This is a genomic window from Xanthomonas sp. LF02-5 (assembly GCF_034105325.1).
GTDB classification, from domain to species: Bacteria; Pseudomonadota; Gammaproteobacteria; order Xanthomonadales; family Xanthomonadaceae; genus Xanthomonas_A; species Xanthomonas_A sontii.
Genome location: NZ_JAXGGF010000012.1, coordinates 22435 through 42159, shown reverse-complemented (window position 1 = coordinate 42159; position 19725 = coordinate 22435). Strand labels below are relative to the sequence as shown.

The following is a 19725-nucleotide window of genomic DNA, read 5'->3' as shown; positions in this document are numbered from 1 at the left end:
CACGGTGTCGGGTGCGGCCGCACCCGACGCGCCCCTTGTCCCTCGGAACGCCACGCCCTCTTCCCTTTCCTCGCCACCTACCGGCCCGACGCGGGCGCTGTCGCAGCGCGCGCTCGCGGCAAGCCAGGTTTCGCCTGCACCACATCCCGATCGGCACCGCCGACAGTGGACAGGCACCTTTGGCATGTGGCTTGCTTCACGTTTCCACAGCACCGGGCGGCACGTTCCGCACCGGGGACTTCCACCCGTCGCCAGGCAGGTCCCATGTCCATCCCCGTCACCAGTCCGCTGCTGCCGCCCCTGGAGGCTTTCGTCCCCTACCTGGAGCAGATCTGGCGCAGCCGCATCCTGACCAACGGCGGCGACATGCACCGCGCACTGGAAAAGGCGCTGGCCGAATATCTGGGGGTCAACCACCTGGCGCTGCTGACCAACGGCACCCTGGCGCTGCTGACCGCGCTGCAGGCGCTGCGCATCACCGGCGAGGTGATCACCACGCCATACTCGTTCGTCGCCACTGCGCATTCGCTGCTGTGGCGCGGCATCAAGCCGGTGTTCGTGGACATCGATCCGCAGACCATGAACCTGGATCCGCTCAAGATCGAGGCGGCGATCACCCCGCACACCACCGCGATCATGCCGGTGCACTGCTACGGCACGCCTTGCGACACCACCGCGATCGAGCGCATCGCCGATACCTACAACCTCAAGGTCATCTACGACGCCGCGCATGCGTTCGGGGTCAAGGACGCCGGCGGCTCGATCCTGCGCCACGGCGACCTCAGCGTGCTCAGCTTCCACGCCACCAAGGTGTTCAACACCTTCGAGGGCGGCGCCATCGTCTGCCCGGACGCCAAGACCTACCAGCGCATCAGCCGCCTGAAGAACTTCGGCTTCGTCGACGAGACCACGGTGGTGGCCACCGGCATCAACGGCAAGATGAGCGAGATCAACGCCGCCTTCGGGCTGCTGCAACTGCAGCACATCGACGACGCACTGGCGCAGCGCGGGGCGATCGACGCGCAGTACCGTCGGCGCCTGGCGCAGGTGCCGGGGATCCGCTGCCTGGCGCCGCGGGAACCGGGACTGTCCAACTACGCCTCGTTCCCGATCCTGGTCGAGGACGCCTTCCCGCTGGTGCGCGATGAACTGCACCGGCTGCTGCGCGGCCACGACATTCTGGTGCGCCGCTATTTCTATCCATTGATCAGCGACTTCCCGATGTACCGCGGCCTGCCCTCCTCCGCGCCGGCCGGCCTGCCGGTGGCCCGGCAGATGGCCGAGCGCGTGCTGTGCCTGCCGATCTTTCCCGGACTGGCGGTCGAGCAGGTGGACGCCATCGTCGACCTGATCGCCGCGGCGGGCGGCGTCATGCCCGCGTCCGATTCCCGTCGCACCCTGGTCCCTCCCTCCTTCGCCCAACCCGTGGAACCCGCAGCATGAGCCAAGAGACGTTTATCGAGAATTTCCTGTCGGCCACGGATTTCCAGAATCCGGTCGAGGTGACCATGGACACGGTGTTGCGCGAGCTGCCCGAATGGGATTCGCTGGCCGCGCTGGGCGTGATCGTGATGTTCGACATGGAGTACGGCAAGACCATCACCGGCGAGCACCTGGCCGCCGTGGTCACCCTGGGCGATCTCTATCAGCTGACCGAGGCATAGCATGCCGACCTCCACGTTGCACAACGTGCGCTTCGCCGGCATGGCGACCTGCGTGCCCAGGCGCGTCGTCTCCAACCTCACCGATTGCCGGCCGCAGATCCGCTCCGAGCGCGAGCGGCTGGTGCGCAACATCGGCATCCACACCCGGCGCATGGCCGCGGACTGGCAGTGCTTTTCCGATCTGGCCTTCGACGCGGCGCAGGTGCTGCTGGAGCGCCTGCAGTGGCAGCGCGAGGAGGTCGATGCGCTGATCGTGGTCACCCAGTCGCCGGACTATCCGATCCCGGCCACGGCGATCATCCTGCAGGACCGCCTGGGCCTGTCGCACGCCACGGTGGCGTTCGACGTCAACCTGGGCTGCTCGGCCTACCCGTTCGGCATCAACCTGCTCGGCTCGATGATCGCCGCCGGCGGGGTCAAGAAAGGCCTGCTGCTGGTGGGCGACCGCAGCGCCACCTTCGACGATCCGATCTTCTCCGATTCCGGCACCGCCACCGCGCTGGAGTTCAGTGCCGACGCGGCGCCGATGCATTTCGACCTCAACAGCGACGGCAGCGGCTATCGCGCGATCATCCTGCCGGTCGGCGGCCATCGCGAGCCGGTCGGGGTGCAGCACCTGATCCCGTATCGCGCCGACGAGAACGACCACTGGCACCGTGGCGTGGACCTGCAGCTGGACGGCGTGGCGGTGCTGAGCTTCTCCACCCAGCGGGTGCCGCCGGCGGTGCAGAAGCTGCTCGACTACAGCGGCGTGTCCAAGGACGAGATCGACTACTTCGTGTTCCACCAGGCCAACCGGATGATCAACGAGACCATCCGCAAGAAGCTCGGCCTGCCGCCGGAAAAGGTGCCCTCCACCCTGCACGATTTCGGCAACACCAGCGGCGCCTCGCTGCCGGTGACCATGACCGCGCGGATCAACAAGCAACTGGAAGAGAGCCGCAAGCGCGTGCTGCTGTGCGGCTTCGGCATCGGCCTGTCCTGGGGCACCTGTCTGGTCGATATCGACGGCGCGGTGTTCCCCGACCTGATCGAGTCCTGACGATGGCGCCTGTTGCAACGACCGATGCCTTCGGGCTGCAGGGCAAGACCATCCTGGTGACCGGTGCCTCTTCTGGCATCGGCGCCGCCGTGGCCGCGCTGTGCGCGCAGTTGGGCGCGACGCTGGTGGTGACCGGACGCAATGCCGAGCGTCTACAGGCGCTCGCGGACACGCTCCACGGCGCCGGGCATGTGCAGGTCGCTGGCGATCTAACCGATGCGCACGTGCGGCAATCCCTACTGGACGCGGCAGGCGGCTACGACGGGCTGGCTTCGTGCGCCGGCGCCACGGCGATGGTGCCATTCCGGATGGCGACCGAGAAGCACCTGCAACAGATGCTGGCGATCAATTACCTGGCGCCGATCACGCTGACCCAGCAACTACTGTACAAGCGGCGCCTGCGTGAACATGCCTCACTTGTGTTCGTGTCCGCCCTGGCCTCGCGCGCGGCGCCGCAGGCGGCAACAGGCTACTCCGCCGCGAAAGCCGCGCTGGAAGCAGCAGTGCGTACACTTGCATTGGAACATGGGCGACAAGGCATCCGTGCCAACTGCATCGCACCGGGCTATGTTGAAACGCCGATGCTCGACGGATTGCGCCAGACAGCGAACATCGACAACAACATTGGTCTGACACCACTGGGAACTGTCGCTGCGGGGGATATCGCACAAGCCGCCGTGTACCTACTGTCCTCAGCCAGCCGCTGGGTTACGCGCAGCGCCCTCACCATCGATGGCGGGATTTCCCTGATGATGCGCCTATGACAATCGAGACCAACGCTTCCTCTGCCGGCACTTCTGCGCTGCTGCAACAAATGTTCGGGTTGAACGGGAAAACCATCTTGGTGACCGGTGCATCAAACGGCATCGGCATGGCCGTTGCTCAGACCTGCGCGGCGTCCGGCGCCCAAGTCATCGTCACTGGCCGCAACGCCGCGCGCCTTGCCGCCACGCTGGAGTCGCTGCAGGGCGACGGGCATCGCCAGTTCATCGGCGATCTCTTGCAAACAGAAACAGTGCAGAAACTGGCTGCTGAGTGCGGCCCGGTCGACGGCCTGGTCCACAGCGCAGGCGTTCGTGGTCTGGCACCGATGAAGCTGGTGAGCGAATCCTTCCTAAAGGAAGTGATGGAGATTAACTACATCGCCCCTGTGATGCTGACCCGGCACCTGCTCGCACGTCAGGCCATCCGGCCCGGTGGTTCGGTAGTCTTTCTCTCGTCCATTGCAGCGTTCACCGGCACCGTTGGCGTCGGCCCCTATTCCGGCTCCAAAGCGGCGCTGATCGGGACAATGCGTCCGCTGGCCCTGGAGCTGGCACGGCGCAAGATCCGGGTGAATGCGCTCTGTCCCGGACTGGTCGAAACCTCGCTCATCACCGAAGACAAAGCATGGTTCGAGGAGATGGCCAAGCGCTATCCACTGGGAATCGGCCAGCCACAGGACATCGCGCTGGCCTGCCTGTACTTCCTTTCCGAGGCCAGCGGCAAAATCACCGGCCAGGCGGTACACATGGACGGAGGCATCGAGTTCGTGTGAGCAGTTCCATGAAAACGCCACGCCGACATGTCTTGATCGTCGGTGCCGGCGGCTTCGGCCGCGGCGTCGCGGCGATGGCGTACAACGACGATCCGGGCTACGGCCAGGCCTGGGACATCAAGGGTTTCCTGGACAGCCGCAGCGCGCTCGGCGCAGACCTGCGCTGGCCGCTGCTGGGCGACCCCGACACCTACCAGCCGGTGCCCGGCGACCTGTTCGTCTGCGCGCTCGGCGATCCGGCCGCGCGCCGCCGCTACAGCCAGCCGCTGCTGGAACGCGGCGCCGACTTCATGGTGCTGCGGCCACGCCTGCGCGAGGCCTCGGAGACGCCGATCGGGCGCGGCAGCCTGTTCGAGGTCGGCGTGTCGATCGGCGCCGACAGCCGCATCGGCGAATTCGTCACCATTCTCGCCACCACCATCGTCGGCCACGACGTGGTGATCGGCGACTATGTGCAGATCGGCAACTTCGTGTTCGTCGGCGGCGGCGCGCGCATCGGCCACGATGTGGTCATCCACCCGCATGCCACCATCCTGCCCGGCATCGCGATCGGCGACGGCGCGGTGATCGGCGCCGGCAGCGTGGTGGTCAAGGACGTGCCGCCCAACGTCACCGTCGCCGGAAATCCGGCACGGACCATCTTCAGCCGTTGACCCCGCACCCAGGACGCCGTTCCGCATGACCCGCCACGCCCTCGACGCCGAGCACTACATCAGCCCGCACAGCCTGCGCCTGGAACAACAGCGCCTGTTCGGCACACTGTGGATCTTCGCCGGCTTCGCCTCGATGGTGCGCGAGCGCAATCAGTTCTTCGCCAGGCAGATTGCCGGGGTGCCGGTGCTGGTGCAGCGCACCGAGGCCGGCATCCGCGCCTTCCTCAACCAGTGTCCGCACCGGCAATCGGCAATCCAGACCGAATCGCACGGCAAGCGCCCGCTGGTGTGCCCGTACCACGCCTGGTCGTTCGGCGCCGAGGGCGAGCTGCGCGGGCTGCCCAACTCCGGTCTGTACCAGTTCACTGCCGAGGAGAAGGCCGGCATCTGCCTGACCAGGCTGCATCTGCAGCAGGTCGGCGAACTGCTGTTCGTGAACATGGCCGAGCAGCCGCTGCCGCTGGAGGAGCAATTTGCACCGGCGTTCCTGGAGACGATCGCGACAGCCTCCTCGCATCTGGACTCGCAGATCGCCTATAGCTGCCACCGGGTGCGCTACAACTGGAAGCTCAACATGGAGAATGTGAAGGACTACAACCATGTTCCTTTCGTCCATCCGAAGACGTTCGGCCCGCTGATGACGGAGGCGGAAAGAACCCCCGCCAACATCGAACGCGCTGCCGATGTTCCTTCCAATGTCGAGCAACTCCTGAGTACCCAGGCGCCTCCGCACTTGCATCGCTTGAGCTTTCCAGCCAAAGGAGCGCTTGTGCCCCAGGACAACTGGTTCCGGAGCCATTGCGAGCGTTATGGCGAGGAATCGGCCTACTACAACTGGTTCATCTATCCGAATGTGAATTTCTGCTGCGTGCGCGGGGACCACTTCCTGTTGCAGCAGTACGATCCTGTAGCCCCAGGAGAAACCGACTATCACTTGTGGGTCATGACCGCCCGCCGCAAGGACGCACGTACCGACTTCACTGCGTTGCTGAGCAGCTTGATCAAGGCCGAGCGTCTGGTGATCGCGGAAGACACGGCCCTGCTGGAGCGCATGCAGGCCGGGATCGGTCCGCACTCGCCGCCGTTCACGCACGGCGACTACGAGACCGAACTGGTGCGCCAGCACCTCTGGTATCGGGCCAACGTGCTAGAGCAACCAGCATGAAAACGTTGGTGCTGATCGGCCAGGGCCATGCGCTGGAGCAGGCACAACGCACCGCGCAGGCCTGCGGCCTGGCGCACGTGGGCATCGCCCTGGAATCGCCCGATCGCTACAACTTCGACCTGAACGCGCTGCAGGCAAGCTATCCGCCTGCGGCGACCGACGTGTTCGTCGCCATGGACGAACGCGCGGTCAACCAGTCGCGACACAAGCTGCTGGCCGACGTGCGCCTGGCCGGCTACGGCAGCGTCGATCTGGTGTGGCCGCAGGCGCACATCGATGAGGGCGTGCGCCTGCTCGGCAACGTGCATGTCGGCCCCGGCTGCAACCTGGCGGCCGGCAGCAGCATCGGACCTGGTGCCTGGCTGGAACGGCAGGTGATCGTCGAACAGGACGTGCGCGTCGGCGCCTGCGTCACGCTGCATGCCGGCGTGCACCTTGGCCGCGACACCCAGATTGGTCAGGGCAGCACCCTGGGCGGCGGCAGCATGACGCGCAGCGGCGCCAGGATCGGTCGGCATTGCGAATGGCTGCTGCCCGGCACGGTGCCGGACGTGCTGCCGGACCGCTGTTTCTACGATGCACTGATGCCAGACGGCGCCCGCATCCTGCGTTGAACATAGCGCCGCGCAAGCGGCGCGGCACTTCCCACGATCACACTTTCTGGTGCATCGCACAAGCGGTGTGCCAGCGTCCTGCCCTGTCCGATTCAGTGCGTGGGGGGCAGCTGTGTTCCACGGTGCAATGCTGGGATACATGCACGGTGCGCGCATCGCGCGCTCCGCTAGGATCAGGCCGCTGCAGTGATCGCCGCGCGCCCCACCGCGCTACCAAGCGACGCGCAGATCCACCCTAAGTTTTCCAGCATCGCGCGCCTGCAAGGCGCGCCCTTTTGAGTGAACCCATGACCGACCCTGTGGCCGCGCTTCAGCGCGAAGCGAAACTGATCGATGCGTGCACGCGCGCTGGCGGCGCGATCTTCCTCGCTCCCAGTTCCACGCTCGGCGGCCTCTACGCAGCCCGGGCTGCAACCTTGCTGTCCGAGCGTGTCCCTGGCATCCGCATCGTCGCGCTGGACGATCTATTTCACGAACGCCGCATCGCCGATACCGGCTTCGACGATGTGCGCCCGACGGCGACCTTCCTGCTCGACTCGGACCTGGCCGGGTTGCCCACGATCAACTGTGCATTCATGCCGACCGCATGGCTGCATTTCGATCAACTTCAGCGCTTGGGTAGCGGTCTTCGCATCGATCTGCCGCAGTTGATGTACGCATTGGACATGCACCTGGTCTATCAGACCGGGACCGCGACACGGGAGCAGACGCTCGCGCACGCTGCAGAGTTCGACGCCCTACGCGGCCGATTCGCCGATACATTGAGTCTGCGCACCATGGACGCAGTGCTGCAAATGCGCATGGATGGCGACCGACGGCCGCTGCTGGATGTCCTTTGTCCGATGGAACAGGAGTATTACTCGGTGTATTCGGCTCTAGAGCATCCGCTACGGATCGGTGCAGGCGAACACTACGTGGATATCGGCGCCTATCGCGGCGACACGGTCAAGAAGTTCCGCGCGGCATCGCGCCACGACTATGCCGCCATCCATGCCTTCGAACCGGATCCAGCGAACTTCGCGGCCCTGCAGCATGGTCTGGCGGAGGACGGCGGACGCACCACCCTGTACAACGCGGCGGTGGCCGATGTCGCCGGGACCCTGGCGTTCGATGCCCAGGGCACCATGGGCAGCCGGCTCGATGGCAATGGCTCAGCACGCGTGGATTGCCTGCGGCTGGACGATGTGGTCGAGCACGTCACTTTGCTGAAGATGGACGTGGAGGGGGCCGAGCCAAAAGTGCTGCGTGGCGCCACCGAGCTGATTCGGCGCTGCCGTCCACGCATGGCGATCACCTGCTACCACCACGCGCTCGACCTGCTGGACATCGTTGCCGAGTTGGATCGCATCCTGCCGGATGCCAAGCTGCGCCTGCGCCATTACGCCATGTACTTCTTTGATAGCGTGCTTTATGTGGAGTAGCCCGCGGATGTCTTGTCTTTAAAGGCGTCCGACGTCTTCGTGCTGGCAATGTCGCGATGCCACCATACGATCTGCCGGAGCTAGCGCTGCCTACCCGTGCATCAGCAAAGCGCGGCGGCGAATACGTCGAGTTCGCCGCCGCGCCACTAGCGCAAAAGAAATCAATTCGATTGGTCCAGAAAATCAAAATGGCCAACTCAAACTACGACATGCCCATCAATTCACATACCAGCGCATCGCATAGACATACTTCGATTTCGCAATGACCTCGCCGCTACCGAGCCGCATGTCGGCCTCGGCGTACTCCCCGGACGTGTTGATGAGGAAATGCGCCGAGAACGGTGGATTGCTGGGTTCGCCGAACTGGCTGCCCATGCCGATATTCATCGCATAATCGTCATGACCGACGCACACCAATGCCTGCGAAGAGTCGAGTTTCATGGAGGTATTCGTGCAAAGAACGCCCCAGGTGTGCTGGGTATTCTGATTCGGCGCCGTCACCAGCACTTTGAGATCCGCGCCATTGTCCACGGCGGTGCGCAGCGACTGGAGAGAGCCAGCCGAGACGTTTCCGTTGGCATCCGTGGCGTAGACCAATGTCCAAGCCTGTGAGGACCCCGCTGCCATAGCGAGCGCACTGAAAACCAAAACTTTAAGCTTGATCATAGTTCCCCTGTGAGTTGAGATGACGCGCATTCACGCTATCACCAAGGCGTGACGTTAGGATTTCCGCCCGCCGCCTCGCATCACTCGGTGCCCTGGCCGCAGGCAAGACGGATGCGAACAGGCAACAACGGAACGCGCATTATGATCTTCCTGCCGACATGGCGAATGACACGTCTGGGCAAAGCCGCTGACCCGCTTCAGCGGTGTCGAAAGTGCGGTACAGCCAGGCAGGCCGCGACCCGCCCTTCATCGGCGACCAAGACCATGTCAATTTCAGCCAGCGCGTGCCGCCATGGGCTGCTACCGCGGCGACCTTGATGTCTGCAAGCTCAGGGTAGCGCCGTGGCCGGCGACCCGAGCATGCCGGTGGATATCGCGCGCGTCTGCGTGCAGCTTGCTTTACGCGATTCGCAGGCGCAGCGCACGGTCACGCCTGCGCAACGCGACCTGCTCAACATGCCTTTACTATCCCAATGAGCATCACGCTCAGCAAGGCCATGTACGGCCTTCACTACTTCCCCAGCCGCTTATCAACCAGGAGAAGGTCATATAAATAATCACTAAAACCAAAACCACATTCAAGATAAAACCCATCATCGCATGCATGATCATCTAACGAGGCGGTCCTAATGGAAATATCCGGAAAAGGAAGCATTGCCCCCATAGGAGCTAAATTCGCGAACATTGGAATTGCGGCGAATATAGTCACACAAGTTGTAGCACCTGCTGATAACCAATACGGCCTCGTAGTTCGCACTTGCAGTTTGAGCGGCGCATCGAGTGTGATAGGGCTGGCTGTCTATGCAGATACGTCGGCGCCTTCGGGCTATGGGGATGGAACCAAGAAAGTGATATTTTTAGGCGTTGCCCCACCATCAGACCACTTCCCTTATCAAGTCTATATTCCACCAGGCAATGGGATATGGCTCGTCACAAACGGAAACGGAAGTATAAATATCACTTATGATCTTCTGGACCGCTTGCCTACAGGCGTGTAGTTCATCCTGGCATGCTGCTCATTAACGAGCAGCATGCTTATTATCGACAGAGTGTCGCCTCGAAAGCACGTCCAATGGACGTCCGTCGCCCACCTAGTCGACGTACCATTGCATGGCAAAAACATAGGCAGAGCGTGAAACAAGTGTGCCGCCTCCCATGTCGATATTGGCCTGAACGTATTGGCCAGAAGTATTCAGCAAGAAATGCACAGATTGAGGCGGATTGCTCACGCCGCCAAATTGGCTCCCCATCGAAATGTTCATGCCGAGCCCCTGATTACTCACGCAGACGACTGCTTGAGACGCATCCAGTTTGACTGAGGTATTCGTACATGGCACGGCCCAAACGTGGTCGTTGGGAGCGGTAACGAGAACTTTCACGTTCGCGCCGCTATTCAGCGCTGTACGAAGTGTCTGGAGAGAGCCAGACACTACACTTCCATTAGCGTCGGTTGCATAGACGAGTGTCGATGCTTGCGAATTGAATGAAAGGATCCCAAGAGCCACGGCCGCGAAAACATTTTTTAAGATCATTTTTCACCTATCCGGGTCGGTCATGTGCCAGCCAGAAGTACCACGCTTCTGGGTCAGATGCCAATAAAGACCCCGCCTCAATGTAACCTGCTATGCGACGCTGTCGCACGCCGCTGGTTTGCTGCCGAGGCCACGCGGCTGCGCGAGGCGACATTCATCGAATGCATCGCCTATGAATCGGATTTCTTCGACAGAAAAAGACACTTTCCGTTCCTTTCGGCGCTTCAGGGGAGTGTTCGCTACGCCGCCCTCCACGCATTCGTGGCTCGTCACCGAGCTCAGGACAGCCAGCGACCGGACTCCGGCGCTGCGCCCTTCCGCACCCTGCGGGACTGGTCGGCGAGGATGCCCGACAGTGTACGGAGCTGATTGCGGCGCGACATATCGCGCCATATCGCAGGATCGACAAGCACCAGACAGCGGCCTTTACACAGGCGCTGAACCGTACTGATGCAGCGCGCGAACGGCGGCGGCGACCGCCGGCATGCTTGTTGCATGCACAATGGAGATCTAGCGCCTGCCGGCGCTCCGCTCCTTTCCTAAACGGTCCATCGTTCATGCCCCACCCGCACCTGGTCAGCGTGGTCATGCCGGCCTACAAGCTCCGCTACTTCGAGCAGGCGCTCGACAGCGTGCTGGCCCAGACCTATCCGGCGCTGGAACTGGTCATCTGCGACGACAACCCCGACGGCACGATCGCCGTGGTGGTGGAGCGAAAGCGTGGCTTGGCGCGGTTCCCGATCCGCTACGAACGCAACCCCAGCCGCCTGGGCGAACTCGGCAGCACCGCGCGCGGCATCGCCCTGGCCCAGGGCGAGTACGTGAAGTTCCTGCACGACGACGACGTGCTGGCGCCGGACTGCGTCGCCGCGCTGGTCGCGGCGATGCAGAGTGCACCGGACGTCCTGCTGGCGTCCTCGCGCCGCCAGCGCATCGACAGCCACGGCGCGCCGCTGGAGGACATCCCGGCCACCGCCTTCCCGTTCGCCGGCGACGTGCTGCTGGACGGGCCGGAGCTGCTGTCGTTCCTGGCCGACCACACCATCAACTTCGTCGGCGAGCCCAGCTGCGTGCTGTGCCGGCGCAGCGACCTGCTGGAGATCGGCGACGAGCTGATGACGCTGGCCGGCAAGGTCATCAACTGGGTCGGCGATCTGGCGCTGTACGCCAAGCTGCTGCACCGCGGCCACCTGGCGCTGCTGGCAAAGCCCTTGACCCGGTTCCGGGTATCGGAAGAGCAATACAGCCAGGCAGGCCGCGACCAGCCTGGCATCGGCGACCAGGGGCATGCCAACTTCCGCCAGGGCGTGCGCGCCATGGGCTGGTACCGCGGCGATGGCGACGTCCGCCAGGTCACGGTGACGCCGCTGGGCGGCGGCCCCGGCACGCCGGTGGACCTGCTGCAGGCGATCCAGGACGCCTACGCGCGGGTCTGCGTACAGGCGACGCTGCGCGACTGGCAGGCGCGGCGGACGGTGACGCCAGCGCAACGCGACCTCCTCGACGCGCGCCTGGACGCCCTCGGCGGCGCGCCGCGGCTCGCCGTGCTGGTCGACGCACGCGGCGCCGACCGTGCCGCGCTGGACGCCACGCTGGACAGCCTGCTGCTGGAGGGCACGCCGTTCGCGCAGGTGCAGGCGCTGGTGCTGGGCGATGCCCCCCTTCCCGCGTGGCCCGACCCGCGGGTCCGGATCCTGCCAGCGCTGCCGGCCGCGGCCGATGCGGCGGCGCTGTCCGCCGCACTGGATGCCTCTCCGGGCAGCGACTGGTGCCTGCGCGTGGTCGCGGGCACCCGGTTCTACGCCGGCGGCCTGCTGCGGCTGCAGCTGGAACTGGCACAGCAACCGCAGTGCAACGCACTGTATGCGGACGAATGGCTGGCCGTGGACGCGGACACCCTGGCGCCGCTGCTGCGACCCGACCCGGACCTGGACCTGCTGCTGGGCAATCCGCTGGCCACGGCCGGGCACTGGGTGTTCCGCCGCACGGCGGTGCAGGCGCTGGGCGGTTTCGATCCTGCCCACGACGGCGCCAGCGAACTGGACCTGATCCTGCGCCTGTTCCTGCGCGACGGCGGCGACGGCATCGCACACCTGCCCGAGCCGCTGCTGGTCGCCACGCCGGCCAGCGCCGAGGCCGGCGGCCCGGCGCGCCAGCGCGCGATCGCCGCGCACCTGCAGGCCCGCGGCTATCCGCAGGCCACGGTCGAACCGCTGCCGGGCGGCCTGTTCCGCATCGACTACGGCCATGCCGCGCAGCCACCGGTCTCGATCGTGCTGTTGGCGCAGGACAATCTGCCGGCGCTGCAGCGCGCGGTGGTCAGCCTGCTCGAACAGACCGCCTACCCCGCCTACGAACTGCTGCTGGTGGACAACGCCAGCCACGCCCCGGAGATCACCGCGTGGATGCAGGCCGTGGCCGAGCTGGGCAACGGCCGCATCCGCGTGTTCGCGCTGGAACAGCGGGTCTGCCAGGCCGAGGCGCACAACCTCGCCGCCACCCAGGCGCAGGGCGAGTACCTGCTGTTCCTCGACGCCGACAGCGCCGCGGTGCAGGACGGCTGGCTGCATGCGCTGATGAACCACGCGCAGCGGCCCGAAGTCGGCATCGTCGGCGCCAAGGGCGTGTCCGCCGACGGCCGCATCACCCATGCCGGCCTACTGCCGGGCCTGCTGGCCGGCGCCGGCCACGCCTTCGCCGGCGAGGCGATGGCGCAGCCGGGCTACATGGGCCGGCTGCAGGTGGCACACCGCTACAGCGCGGTGTCGGCGCATTGCCTGCTGGTGCGGCGGGCGCTGTTCGAACACCTGTCCGGCTTCGACGCGGCCGGCTTCGCCGCCGGCGGCGCCGACGTGGACCTGTGCCTGCGCGCCGCGGCGACGGGCGCCTGGACCGTGTGGACGCCGCAGGCGCTGCTGCTGCAACCAGCCTCGGCCACGCGCAGCGAGGTGGCCGACGAGGCGCTGCTGCAGCGCTGGCTGCCGGCGCTGGCGCTGGCGCAGGATCCGGCGTATTCGCCCAGCCTGGGCCTGGACCAGCCCGGCGGTTTCCAGTTGACCGAGTCCGAATTCTCCTGGCAGCCGCTGGCCTGGAAACCGCTGCCGCGGGTGCTGGCCCATCCCGGCGACACCTTCGGCAGCGGCCAGTACCGGGTGATCCAGCCATTCCAGGCGCTGGCCGCGGCCGCGCAGATCGACGGCCTGTACTACGCGCGCCTGCTCGATCCGGTGGAGCTGCAGCGCATCGGCGCCGACGTGGTGGTGCTGCAGCGCCGGGTCGGCGACGCGGAACTGGCGCGGATGGAGCGCATGCGCCGGTTCGGCACTGCCTTCATGGTCTACGAGTTGGACGACTACCTGCCGAACCTGCCGTTGAAGAGCGCGCATCGCGAGCACATGCCCAAGGACGTGCTGCGTTCGCTGCGGCGCGCCGCCACGCTGGTGGACCGGGTCACCGTCTCCACGCCGGACCTGGCCGAGGCGCTGGCCGGCCTGCACGGCGACATCCGCGTGGTGCGCAACCGGCTGGAGCCGCAGCTGTGGGGCGCGCTGGCGCCGCCGGCGGCATCCGCCTCGGCCAAGCCACGGGTCGGCTGGGCCGGTGGGCTCAGCCACACCGGCGACCTGGAACTGATCGCCGACGTGGTGCAGGCGCTGGCCGGCGAGGTGCACTGGGTGTTCATGGGCCTGTGCCCGGAGCGGCTGCGCCGGCATGTGCACGAGGTGCACGCGGGCGTGGACTTCGCCCGCTATCCGCAGGCGCTGGCCGCACTGGACCTGGACCTGGCGCTGGCGCCGCTGGAAGACAACCTGTTCAACCGCTGCAAGAGCAACCTGCGCCTGCTCGAGTACGGCGCCTGCGGCTATCCGGTGGTGGCCAGCGACCTGCCGCCCTACCGCGACGGCGGGTTGCCGGTCAGCCTGGTCAAGAACCGCTTTCGCGACTGGGTCAATGCGATCCGCGCGCACCTGGCCGATGCCGACGCGCGGGCCGCGGCCGGCACTGCCCTGCGCGCGACGGTGCAGCGCGACTGGTTGCTGCAGGGCGCCAATCTGCAGGAGTGGCGGGCGGCCTGGCTGCCGGACTGAGTCGGTCCCCTCGCCGGCCTTGAGGTCGCCGCGCGGCGCCCGCGTCCGACCGTGACGCGGCGCACGGCGTCAACCTGCCGACACCTTGTCGGCGCGCGGTCCGTGCCGGCCGTGCCGCCGGCGCCAGGAACCCGTCACCGGGTGCCGGCCTTCCCCGCGCACGCCTGTCCGGAGGCTGCGCAACACGTGAGTGCCGTTTCGGCACACCGCTTGCATTGCATACGGGCAAGCCGTCTCCCGGCAGGGACTTCACCGTATGAGCGACTCCATCAGCTCCATTCTTTCGCAGATCCGCAGCTACCAGGGCCAGGTCGGCCAGGCGGCGCAGACGCGGGTGGGCGATGTCGGCCGCAGCAATGCGATCGAAGGCCTGGGCGGCAGCCAGGGCGTGCAGGGCCCGAGCTTCACCGAGACCCTGCGCAACGCGATCGGCGGCGTGAACGAGGCCCAGCAGAAGTCCGGCGACCTCGCCAAGGCCTTCGAACTGGGCGACCCCAGCGCCGACCTGGCCAAGGTGATGCTGGCCGCGCAACAGTCCCAGGTGGCGTTTCGCGCTACCGTGGAAGTCCGCAACCGACTCGTCCAGGCGTACCAGGACGTGATGAACATGCCGCTGTAAGGGTAGAAGACGATGGCGCTTGCGATCAGCAAAGACACATTCAACAGCGAAAAGGCCGGGGCCTGGTTCGACCGCCTGCAGAGCCTGCAGCTCACCCGGCGCATCGGCCTGATGGCGATGATCGCGGTGGCCGTGGCCGCCGGCCTGTTCGTGTTCTTCTGGTCGCAGAAGCCGGCCTACACTCCCCTGTACACCGGCCTGGACGAGAAGGGCACGGCCGAGGCCACCGACCTGCTGCGCACCGCGCAGATCCCGTTCAAGCTCGACCAGGCCACCGGTGCGATCACCGTGCCGGAGGACAAGCTGTACGACGCGCGGCTGAAGCTGGCCGGCGCCGGCCTGACCGACAACGGCAACATGGGCTTCGAAGTGATGGAAAAGGATCCCGGCTTCGGGGTCAGCCAGTTCGTGGAGAACGCGCGCTACCAGCACGCCCTGGAAACCGAACTGGCGCGCACCATCGCCAGCCTGCGCCCGGTGCGCGAGGCGCGGGTGCATCTGGCCATCCCCAAGCCGAGCGCGTTCACTCGCCAGCGCGAGGCCGCCAGCGCCTCGGTGGTGCTGGAACTGCGCGGCGGCACCACCCTGGAACGCAACCAGGTCGATGCGATCGTCAACATGGTCGCCTCCAGCATCCCCGACCTGGCGCCGGACCGCGTTACCGTGGTCGACCAGAGCGGGCGCATGCTGACCATCGCCGACCCCAACAGCGACGCCGCGCTCAACGCCGCCCAGTTCGATCAGGTGCGCCGCCAGGAAAGCGCCTACAACCAGCGCATCCGCGAACTGCTGGAGCCGATGACCGGCCCGGGCCGGGTCAACCCGGAAGTGAACGTGGACATGGACTTCTCGGTGGTCGAGGAAGCGCGCGAGCTGTACAACGGCGACCCGCCGAAGCTGCGCAGCGAGCAGGTCAGCGACAGCAGCACCAGCACCAGCGGCCCGCAGGGCGCGCCCGGCGCGACCAGCAACTCGCCGGGCAGCGCGCCGGGCCAGCCGGGCGCCACCGGTGCCCCGCCCGTCGCCGGCACCGGCACCCAGCAGGCCGCCGCCGCGCCCCCGACCGAAAGCTCCAAGAGCGCCACCCGCAACTACGAGCTGGACCGCACCCTGCAGCACACCCGGCAGCCGGCCGGACGCATCAAGCGCGTCTCGGTGGCGGTGCTGGTGGACCACGTGATGCGGCCGGGCGCCAAGGGCAAGATGACCGAGCAGGCGCTCAGCGCCGCCGAGCTGACCCGCATCGAAGGCCTGGTCAAGCAGGCGGTGGGCTTCAACGCCGAACGCGGCGACACCGTCTCGGTGATGAACGCCCCGTTCGTCCGCCAGGCCCCGGAAGCGGCCGACAAGCCCGGTTGGTGGGAAGATCCGCGGGTGATGAACGTCGCGCGCCTGGTGCTGGGTGCGGCGGTGGTGCTGGCGCTGCTGTTCGGCGTGCTGCGCCCGGCGCTGCGCCAGATCGCCGGTCCCGCGCCGGCCGCGTCGGTGGGCCACGACCGCGACGGCAACGAGCCGCGCGACGCCAAGCTGTCGATGCTCGACGACGACAACCCGCTGCTGCCGTCGCTGGGCGAGGACACCGCCAGCCTCAGCGGCGGCGCTGGCGGCAACCCCGCCATCGCCCTGCCCGACGCCTACGAGGAACGGTTGCGTCAGGCCCGCGAAGCGGTCAAACAGGATTCCAAGCGCGTGGCGCAGGTCGTGAAGGGATGGGTCGCCAGTGAAGCCTGATGCGAACGCAATGAATGGCACCCAGCGCGCCGCCGTGCTGCTGCTGTCGCTCGGCGAGGCCGACGCGGCCGAGGTGCTCAAGCACATGGACCCCAAGGAGGTGCAGAAGATCGGCATCGCCATGGCGACGCTGAGCGGCATCTCGCGCGACCAGGTCGAGAAGGTCATGGAGGAGTTCAACGCCGAGCTGGGCAGCAAGACCTCGCTGGGCGTGGGCGCCGACGACTACATCCGCAACGTGCTGGTGCAGGCGCTGGGCGCCGACAAGGCCGGCAGCCTGATCGACCGCATCCTGCTGGGCCGCAACACCACCGGCCTGGACACCCTGAAGTGGATGGACCCGCGCTCCATCGCCGACCTGGTGCGCAACGAGCATCCGCAGATCATCGCCATCGTGATGGCGCACCTGGACAGCGACCAGGCCGCCGAGGCGCTGAAGCTGCTGCCCGAGCGCACCCGCGCCGACGTGCTGATGCGCATCGCCACCCTCGACGGCATCCCGCCGCACGCGCTCAACGAGCTCAACGAGATCATGGAGCGGCAGTTCTCCGGCAACCAGAACCTGAAGTCGTCCAACGTGGGCGGGGTCAAGGTCGCCGCCAACATCCTCAACTTCCTGGACAGCGGCTCGGACCAGGGCGTGCTGTCGGCGATCAGCAAGATCGACGCCGACCTGGGCAGCCGCATCCAGGACCTGATGTTCGTGTTCGACAACCTGGTGGAGCTGGACGACCGCGGCCTGCAGACCATGCTGCGCGAAGTCAGCGGCGACCGTCTCGGCCTGGCCCTGCGCGGCGCCGACATCAAGGTGCGCGACAAGATCACCAAGAACATGTCCCAGCGCGCCGCCGAGATCCTGCTGGAAGACATGGAAGCGCGCGGCCCGGTGCGCCTGGCCGACGTGGAGGCCGCGCAGAAGGAGATCCTGGCGATCGTGCGGCGCCTGGCCGACGAGGGCGTGATCAGCCTGGGCGGTAGCGGTGCGGAGGCCATGGTATGAACGGCAACGTGGTGCGCTGGCTGGCGCCGGAACTCGATGCCCCGCCCGCGCTGGCGGCGCTGCCCTACGAAGACGCGCTGCCGGACGAGCCGGTGCTGCGTCCGCCGAGCCTGGAGGAGATCCAGGCGATCGAGGCCGCGGCACAGCATGAAGGCTTCGAACGCGGCCACGCCGAGGGCCTGGCCCAGGGCCAGGCCGAGATCCGCCGCCTCACCGCACAGATCGAAGGCATCCTGGACAACTTCTCGCGGCCGCTGGCGCGGCTGGAGAACGAGGTGGTCGGCGCGCTCGGCGAGCTGGCCGTGCGCATCGCCGGCAGCCTGGTCGGCCGCGCCTACCAGGCCGACCCGGTGCTGCTGTCGGAACTGGTCGCCGAGGCGCTGGACGCGGTCGGCGGCGCGCGCCGCGACGTCGAGGTGCGCCTGCACCCGGACGACATCGCCGCGCTGACCCCGCTGCTGACGCTGATGGATCAGGGCATCCGGCTGGTGCCGGACCTGAGCCTGAGCCGCGGCGACCTGCGCGTGCATGCCGAATCGGTGCGCATCGACGGCACCCTCGAGGCGCGCCTGCGCGCGGCCCTGGAAACGGTGATGCGCAAGTCCGGAGCGGGCCTGTGAGCGCGCTGTCCGGCACCCACCCCGCCGACTGGCTGGATGCGCGCAACCTGCGCCTGGCCGGCCGCCTCGGCAAGCTCGATCTGGACGTGGCCGCCGGCCGCGGCCTGATCCGCGAAGGCATCCTGCGCCGCGCGGTCGGCCTGACCCTGGAAGCGGTCGGTTGCGAGGCGCCGATGGGCGCCACCTGCAAGGTCGAGGTCGACGGCGGCTGGGTCGACGCGGAAGTGGTCGGCTTCTCCGGCGACCGCACCTCGCTGATGCCCAGCGCCGAAACCCACGGCCTGCTACCCAACGCGCGGGTGGTGCCGCTGCACCGCCGCGGCGGCGTCGAAGTGGGCGAAGGCCTGCTCGGCCGGGTGATCGACTCGGACGGCGTGCCGCTGGACGGCAAGGGCCCGATCCGCGCCGAAGGCTCGGTGGGCATGGCCGGCGTGTCGATCAACCCGCTGGCGCGCGAACCGATCACCACCCCGCTGGACGTGGGCGTGCGCGCGATCAACGCGCTGCTGCCGATCGGCCGCGGCCAGCGCGTGGGCCTGTTCGCCGGCTCCGGCGTCGGCAAGTCCACCCTGCTGGGCATGATGACCCGCTACACCGCCGCCGACGTGATCGTGGTCGGGCTGATCGGCGAACGCGGCCGCGAAGTGCGCGATTTCGTCGAGACCACCCTGGGCGAGGAAGGCCTGCGCCGCGCCGTGGTGGTCGCCGCCCCGGCCGACCGCCCGCCACTGGCGCGCCTGCACGGCGCCTACCGCGCCACCGCCATCGCCGAGTGGTTCCGCGACCAGGGCCTGAACGTGCTGCTGCTGATGGACTCGCTGACCCGCTTCGCCCAGGCCCAGCGCGAGATCGGCCTGTCGGTGGGCGAGCCGCCGACCACCCGCGGCTATCCGCCGTCGGTGTTCGCCAAGCTGCCGGCGCTGGTCGAACGCGCCGGCAACGGCGCCAAGGGCCGCGGCTCGATCACCGCCTTCTACACCGTGCTCACCGAAGGCGACGATCCGCAGGACCCGATCGCCGATGCCGCGCGCGCCATCCTCGACGGCCACATCCTGCTGTCGCGGCGCGTCGCCGACAGCGGCCTGTACCCGGCCATCGACGTCGAGTCCTCGGTCAGCCGCGTGGTCCAGGACATCGCCGACGAGCCGTGGCGCCTGCGCATCCGCTCGCTGAAGCGGCTGGTGTCGGCGTACTCGGCCAACCGCGACCTGATCACCATCGGCGCCTATCAGCGCGGCAACGATCCGGCCGTGGACGAAGCGCTGGAGCGCTGGCCGGAGATCATGGAATTCCTCGGACAGGACGTCGCCAAAGCCGCAGATCTGCCCCACAGCCAGGCCGCCCTCAAGCGCCTGGTCGACCGCGAGAACTAA

At 67.1% G+C, this 19725-nt stretch carries 17 protein-coding genes; 15 read left to right on the top strand and 2 right to left on the bottom strand.

All coding sequences use genetic code 11. From position 1 onward, the window contains the following. The first annotated feature begins 264 nt into the window (after window positions 1-264). The 9 genes from SLW52_RS20865 to SLW52_RS20825 all read left to right on the top strand — a co-directional run bounded on the left by SLW52_RS20865 (window position 265) and on the right by SLW52_RS20825 (window position 8096). Complete coding sequence (locus SLW52_RS20865; RefSeq protein WP_152236984.1) at window positions 265-1443, top strand: DegT/DnrJ/EryC1/StrS family aminotransferase; 1179 nt, start codon at window positions 265-267, stop codon at window positions 1441-1443. Beyond that, a complete protein-coding gene (locus SLW52_RS20860; protein ID WP_017908530.1) occupies window positions 1440-1664 on the top strand; it encodes an acyl carrier protein in 225 nt (74 codons plus the stop codon). The genes SLW52_RS20865 and SLW52_RS20860 overlap by 4 nt, the downstream gene beginning before the upstream one ends. Window position 1665: 1 nt before the next feature. Beyond that, the gene (locus tag SLW52_RS20855; protein WP_152246134.1) at window positions 1666-2706 is read left to right on the top strand and encodes a ketoacyl-ACP synthase III; all 1041 of its coding nucleotides are present in this window, start codon (window positions 1666-1668) and stop codon (window positions 2704-2706) included. A gap of 2 nt (window positions 2707-2708) precedes the next feature. After that, window positions 2709-3470 (top strand): SDR family oxidoreductase, encoded by a 762-nt coding sequence (locus tag SLW52_RS20850; RefSeq protein WP_150411148.1) that lies wholly within the window; start codon window positions 2709-2711, stop codon window positions 3468-3470. Further along, the gene (locus SLW52_RS20845) at window positions 3467-4243 is read left to right on the top strand and encodes an SDR family oxidoreductase (RefSeq protein WP_150411147.1); all 777 of its coding nucleotides are present in this window, start codon (window positions 3467-3469) and stop codon (window positions 4241-4243) included. The genes SLW52_RS20850 and SLW52_RS20845 overlap by 4 nt, the downstream gene beginning before the upstream one ends. Before the next feature lie 8 nt (window positions 4244-4251). Beyond that, window positions 4252-4896 (top strand): acetyltransferase, encoded by a 645-nt coding sequence (locus SLW52_RS20840; protein WP_320741208.1) that lies wholly within the window; start codon window positions 4252-4254, stop codon window positions 4894-4896. Window positions 4897-4921: 25 nt separating this feature from the next. Next, entirely contained in the window at window positions 4922-6061 is a 1140-nt protein-coding gene (locus SLW52_RS20835) for an aromatic ring-hydroxylating dioxygenase subunit alpha (protein ID WP_320741207.1), read from the top strand. Then, on the top strand, window positions 6058-6675 hold the full coding sequence (locus SLW52_RS20830; RefSeq protein WP_267117418.1) for an acetyltransferase: 618 nt from the start codon (window positions 6058-6060) through the stop codon (window positions 6673-6675). The genes SLW52_RS20835 and SLW52_RS20830 overlap by 4 nt, the downstream gene beginning before the upstream one ends. Window positions 6676-6962: 287 nt before the next feature. Next, a complete protein-coding gene (locus tag SLW52_RS20825; protein WP_295936431.1) occupies window positions 6963-8096 on the top strand; it encodes an FkbM family methyltransferase in 1134 nt (377 codons plus the stop codon). A 216-nt stretch (window positions 8097-8312) separates the two neighbouring features. On the opposite strand, the gene SLW52_RS20820 is transcribed toward SLW52_RS20825, so the two are convergent. Continuing rightward, window positions 8313-8762, bottom strand: a complete 450-nt coding sequence (locus SLW52_RS20820; protein WP_320741204.1) for a hypothetical protein — start codon at window positions 8760-8762, stop codon at window positions 8313-8315. 1091 nt (window positions 8763-9853) lie between these two features. Next, on the bottom strand, window positions 9854-10294 hold the full coding sequence (locus SLW52_RS20815) for a hypothetical protein (RefSeq protein WP_320741202.1): 441 nt from the start codon (window positions 10292-10294) through the stop codon (window positions 9854-9856). Window positions 10295-10851: 557 nt separating this feature from the next. Here SLW52_RS20815 and SLW52_RS20810 point away from each other — a divergent pair. From SLW52_RS20810 to SLW52_RS20785, 6 genes are all read left to right on the top strand, one after another. Then, complete coding sequence (locus SLW52_RS20810; RefSeq protein ID WP_320741200.1) at window positions 10852-14382, top strand: glycosyltransferase; 3531 nt, start codon at window positions 10852-10854, stop codon at window positions 14380-14382. A 256-nt stretch (window positions 14383-14638) separates the two neighbouring features. Continuing rightward, window positions 14639-15001: a flagellar hook-basal body complex protein FliE gene (gene fliE / locus SLW52_RS20805; protein ID WP_010341655.1), complete on the top strand. Its 363-nt coding sequence runs from the start codon at window positions 14639-14641 to the stop codon at window positions 14999-15001. A 12-nt stretch (window positions 15002-15013) separates the two neighbouring features. Next, window positions 15014-16732 (top strand): flagellar basal-body MS-ring/collar protein FliF, encoded by a 1719-nt coding sequence (fliF, locus tag SLW52_RS20800; protein WP_267085280.1) that lies wholly within the window; start codon window positions 15014-15016, stop codon window positions 16730-16732. Between the two features lie 10 nt (window positions 16733-16742). After that, the gene (fliG, locus tag SLW52_RS20795) at window positions 16743-17732 is read left to right on the top strand and encodes a flagellar motor switch protein FliG (RefSeq protein WP_295924817.1); all 990 of its coding nucleotides are present in this window, start codon (window positions 16743-16745) and stop codon (window positions 17730-17732) included. Continuing rightward, on the top strand, window positions 17729-18352 hold the full coding sequence (locus SLW52_RS20790; protein ID WP_320741197.1) for a FliH/SctL family protein: 624 nt from the start codon (window positions 17729-17731) through the stop codon (window positions 18350-18352). Before fliG ends, SLW52_RS20790 begins: the two co-directional genes overlap by 4 nt. Continuing rightward, window positions 18349-19725: a FliI/YscN family ATPase gene (locus tag SLW52_RS20785; RefSeq protein ID WP_017912589.1), complete on the top strand. Its 1377-nt coding sequence runs from the start codon at window positions 18349-18351 to the stop codon at window positions 19723-19725. Before SLW52_RS20790 ends, SLW52_RS20785 begins: the two co-directional genes overlap by 4 nt.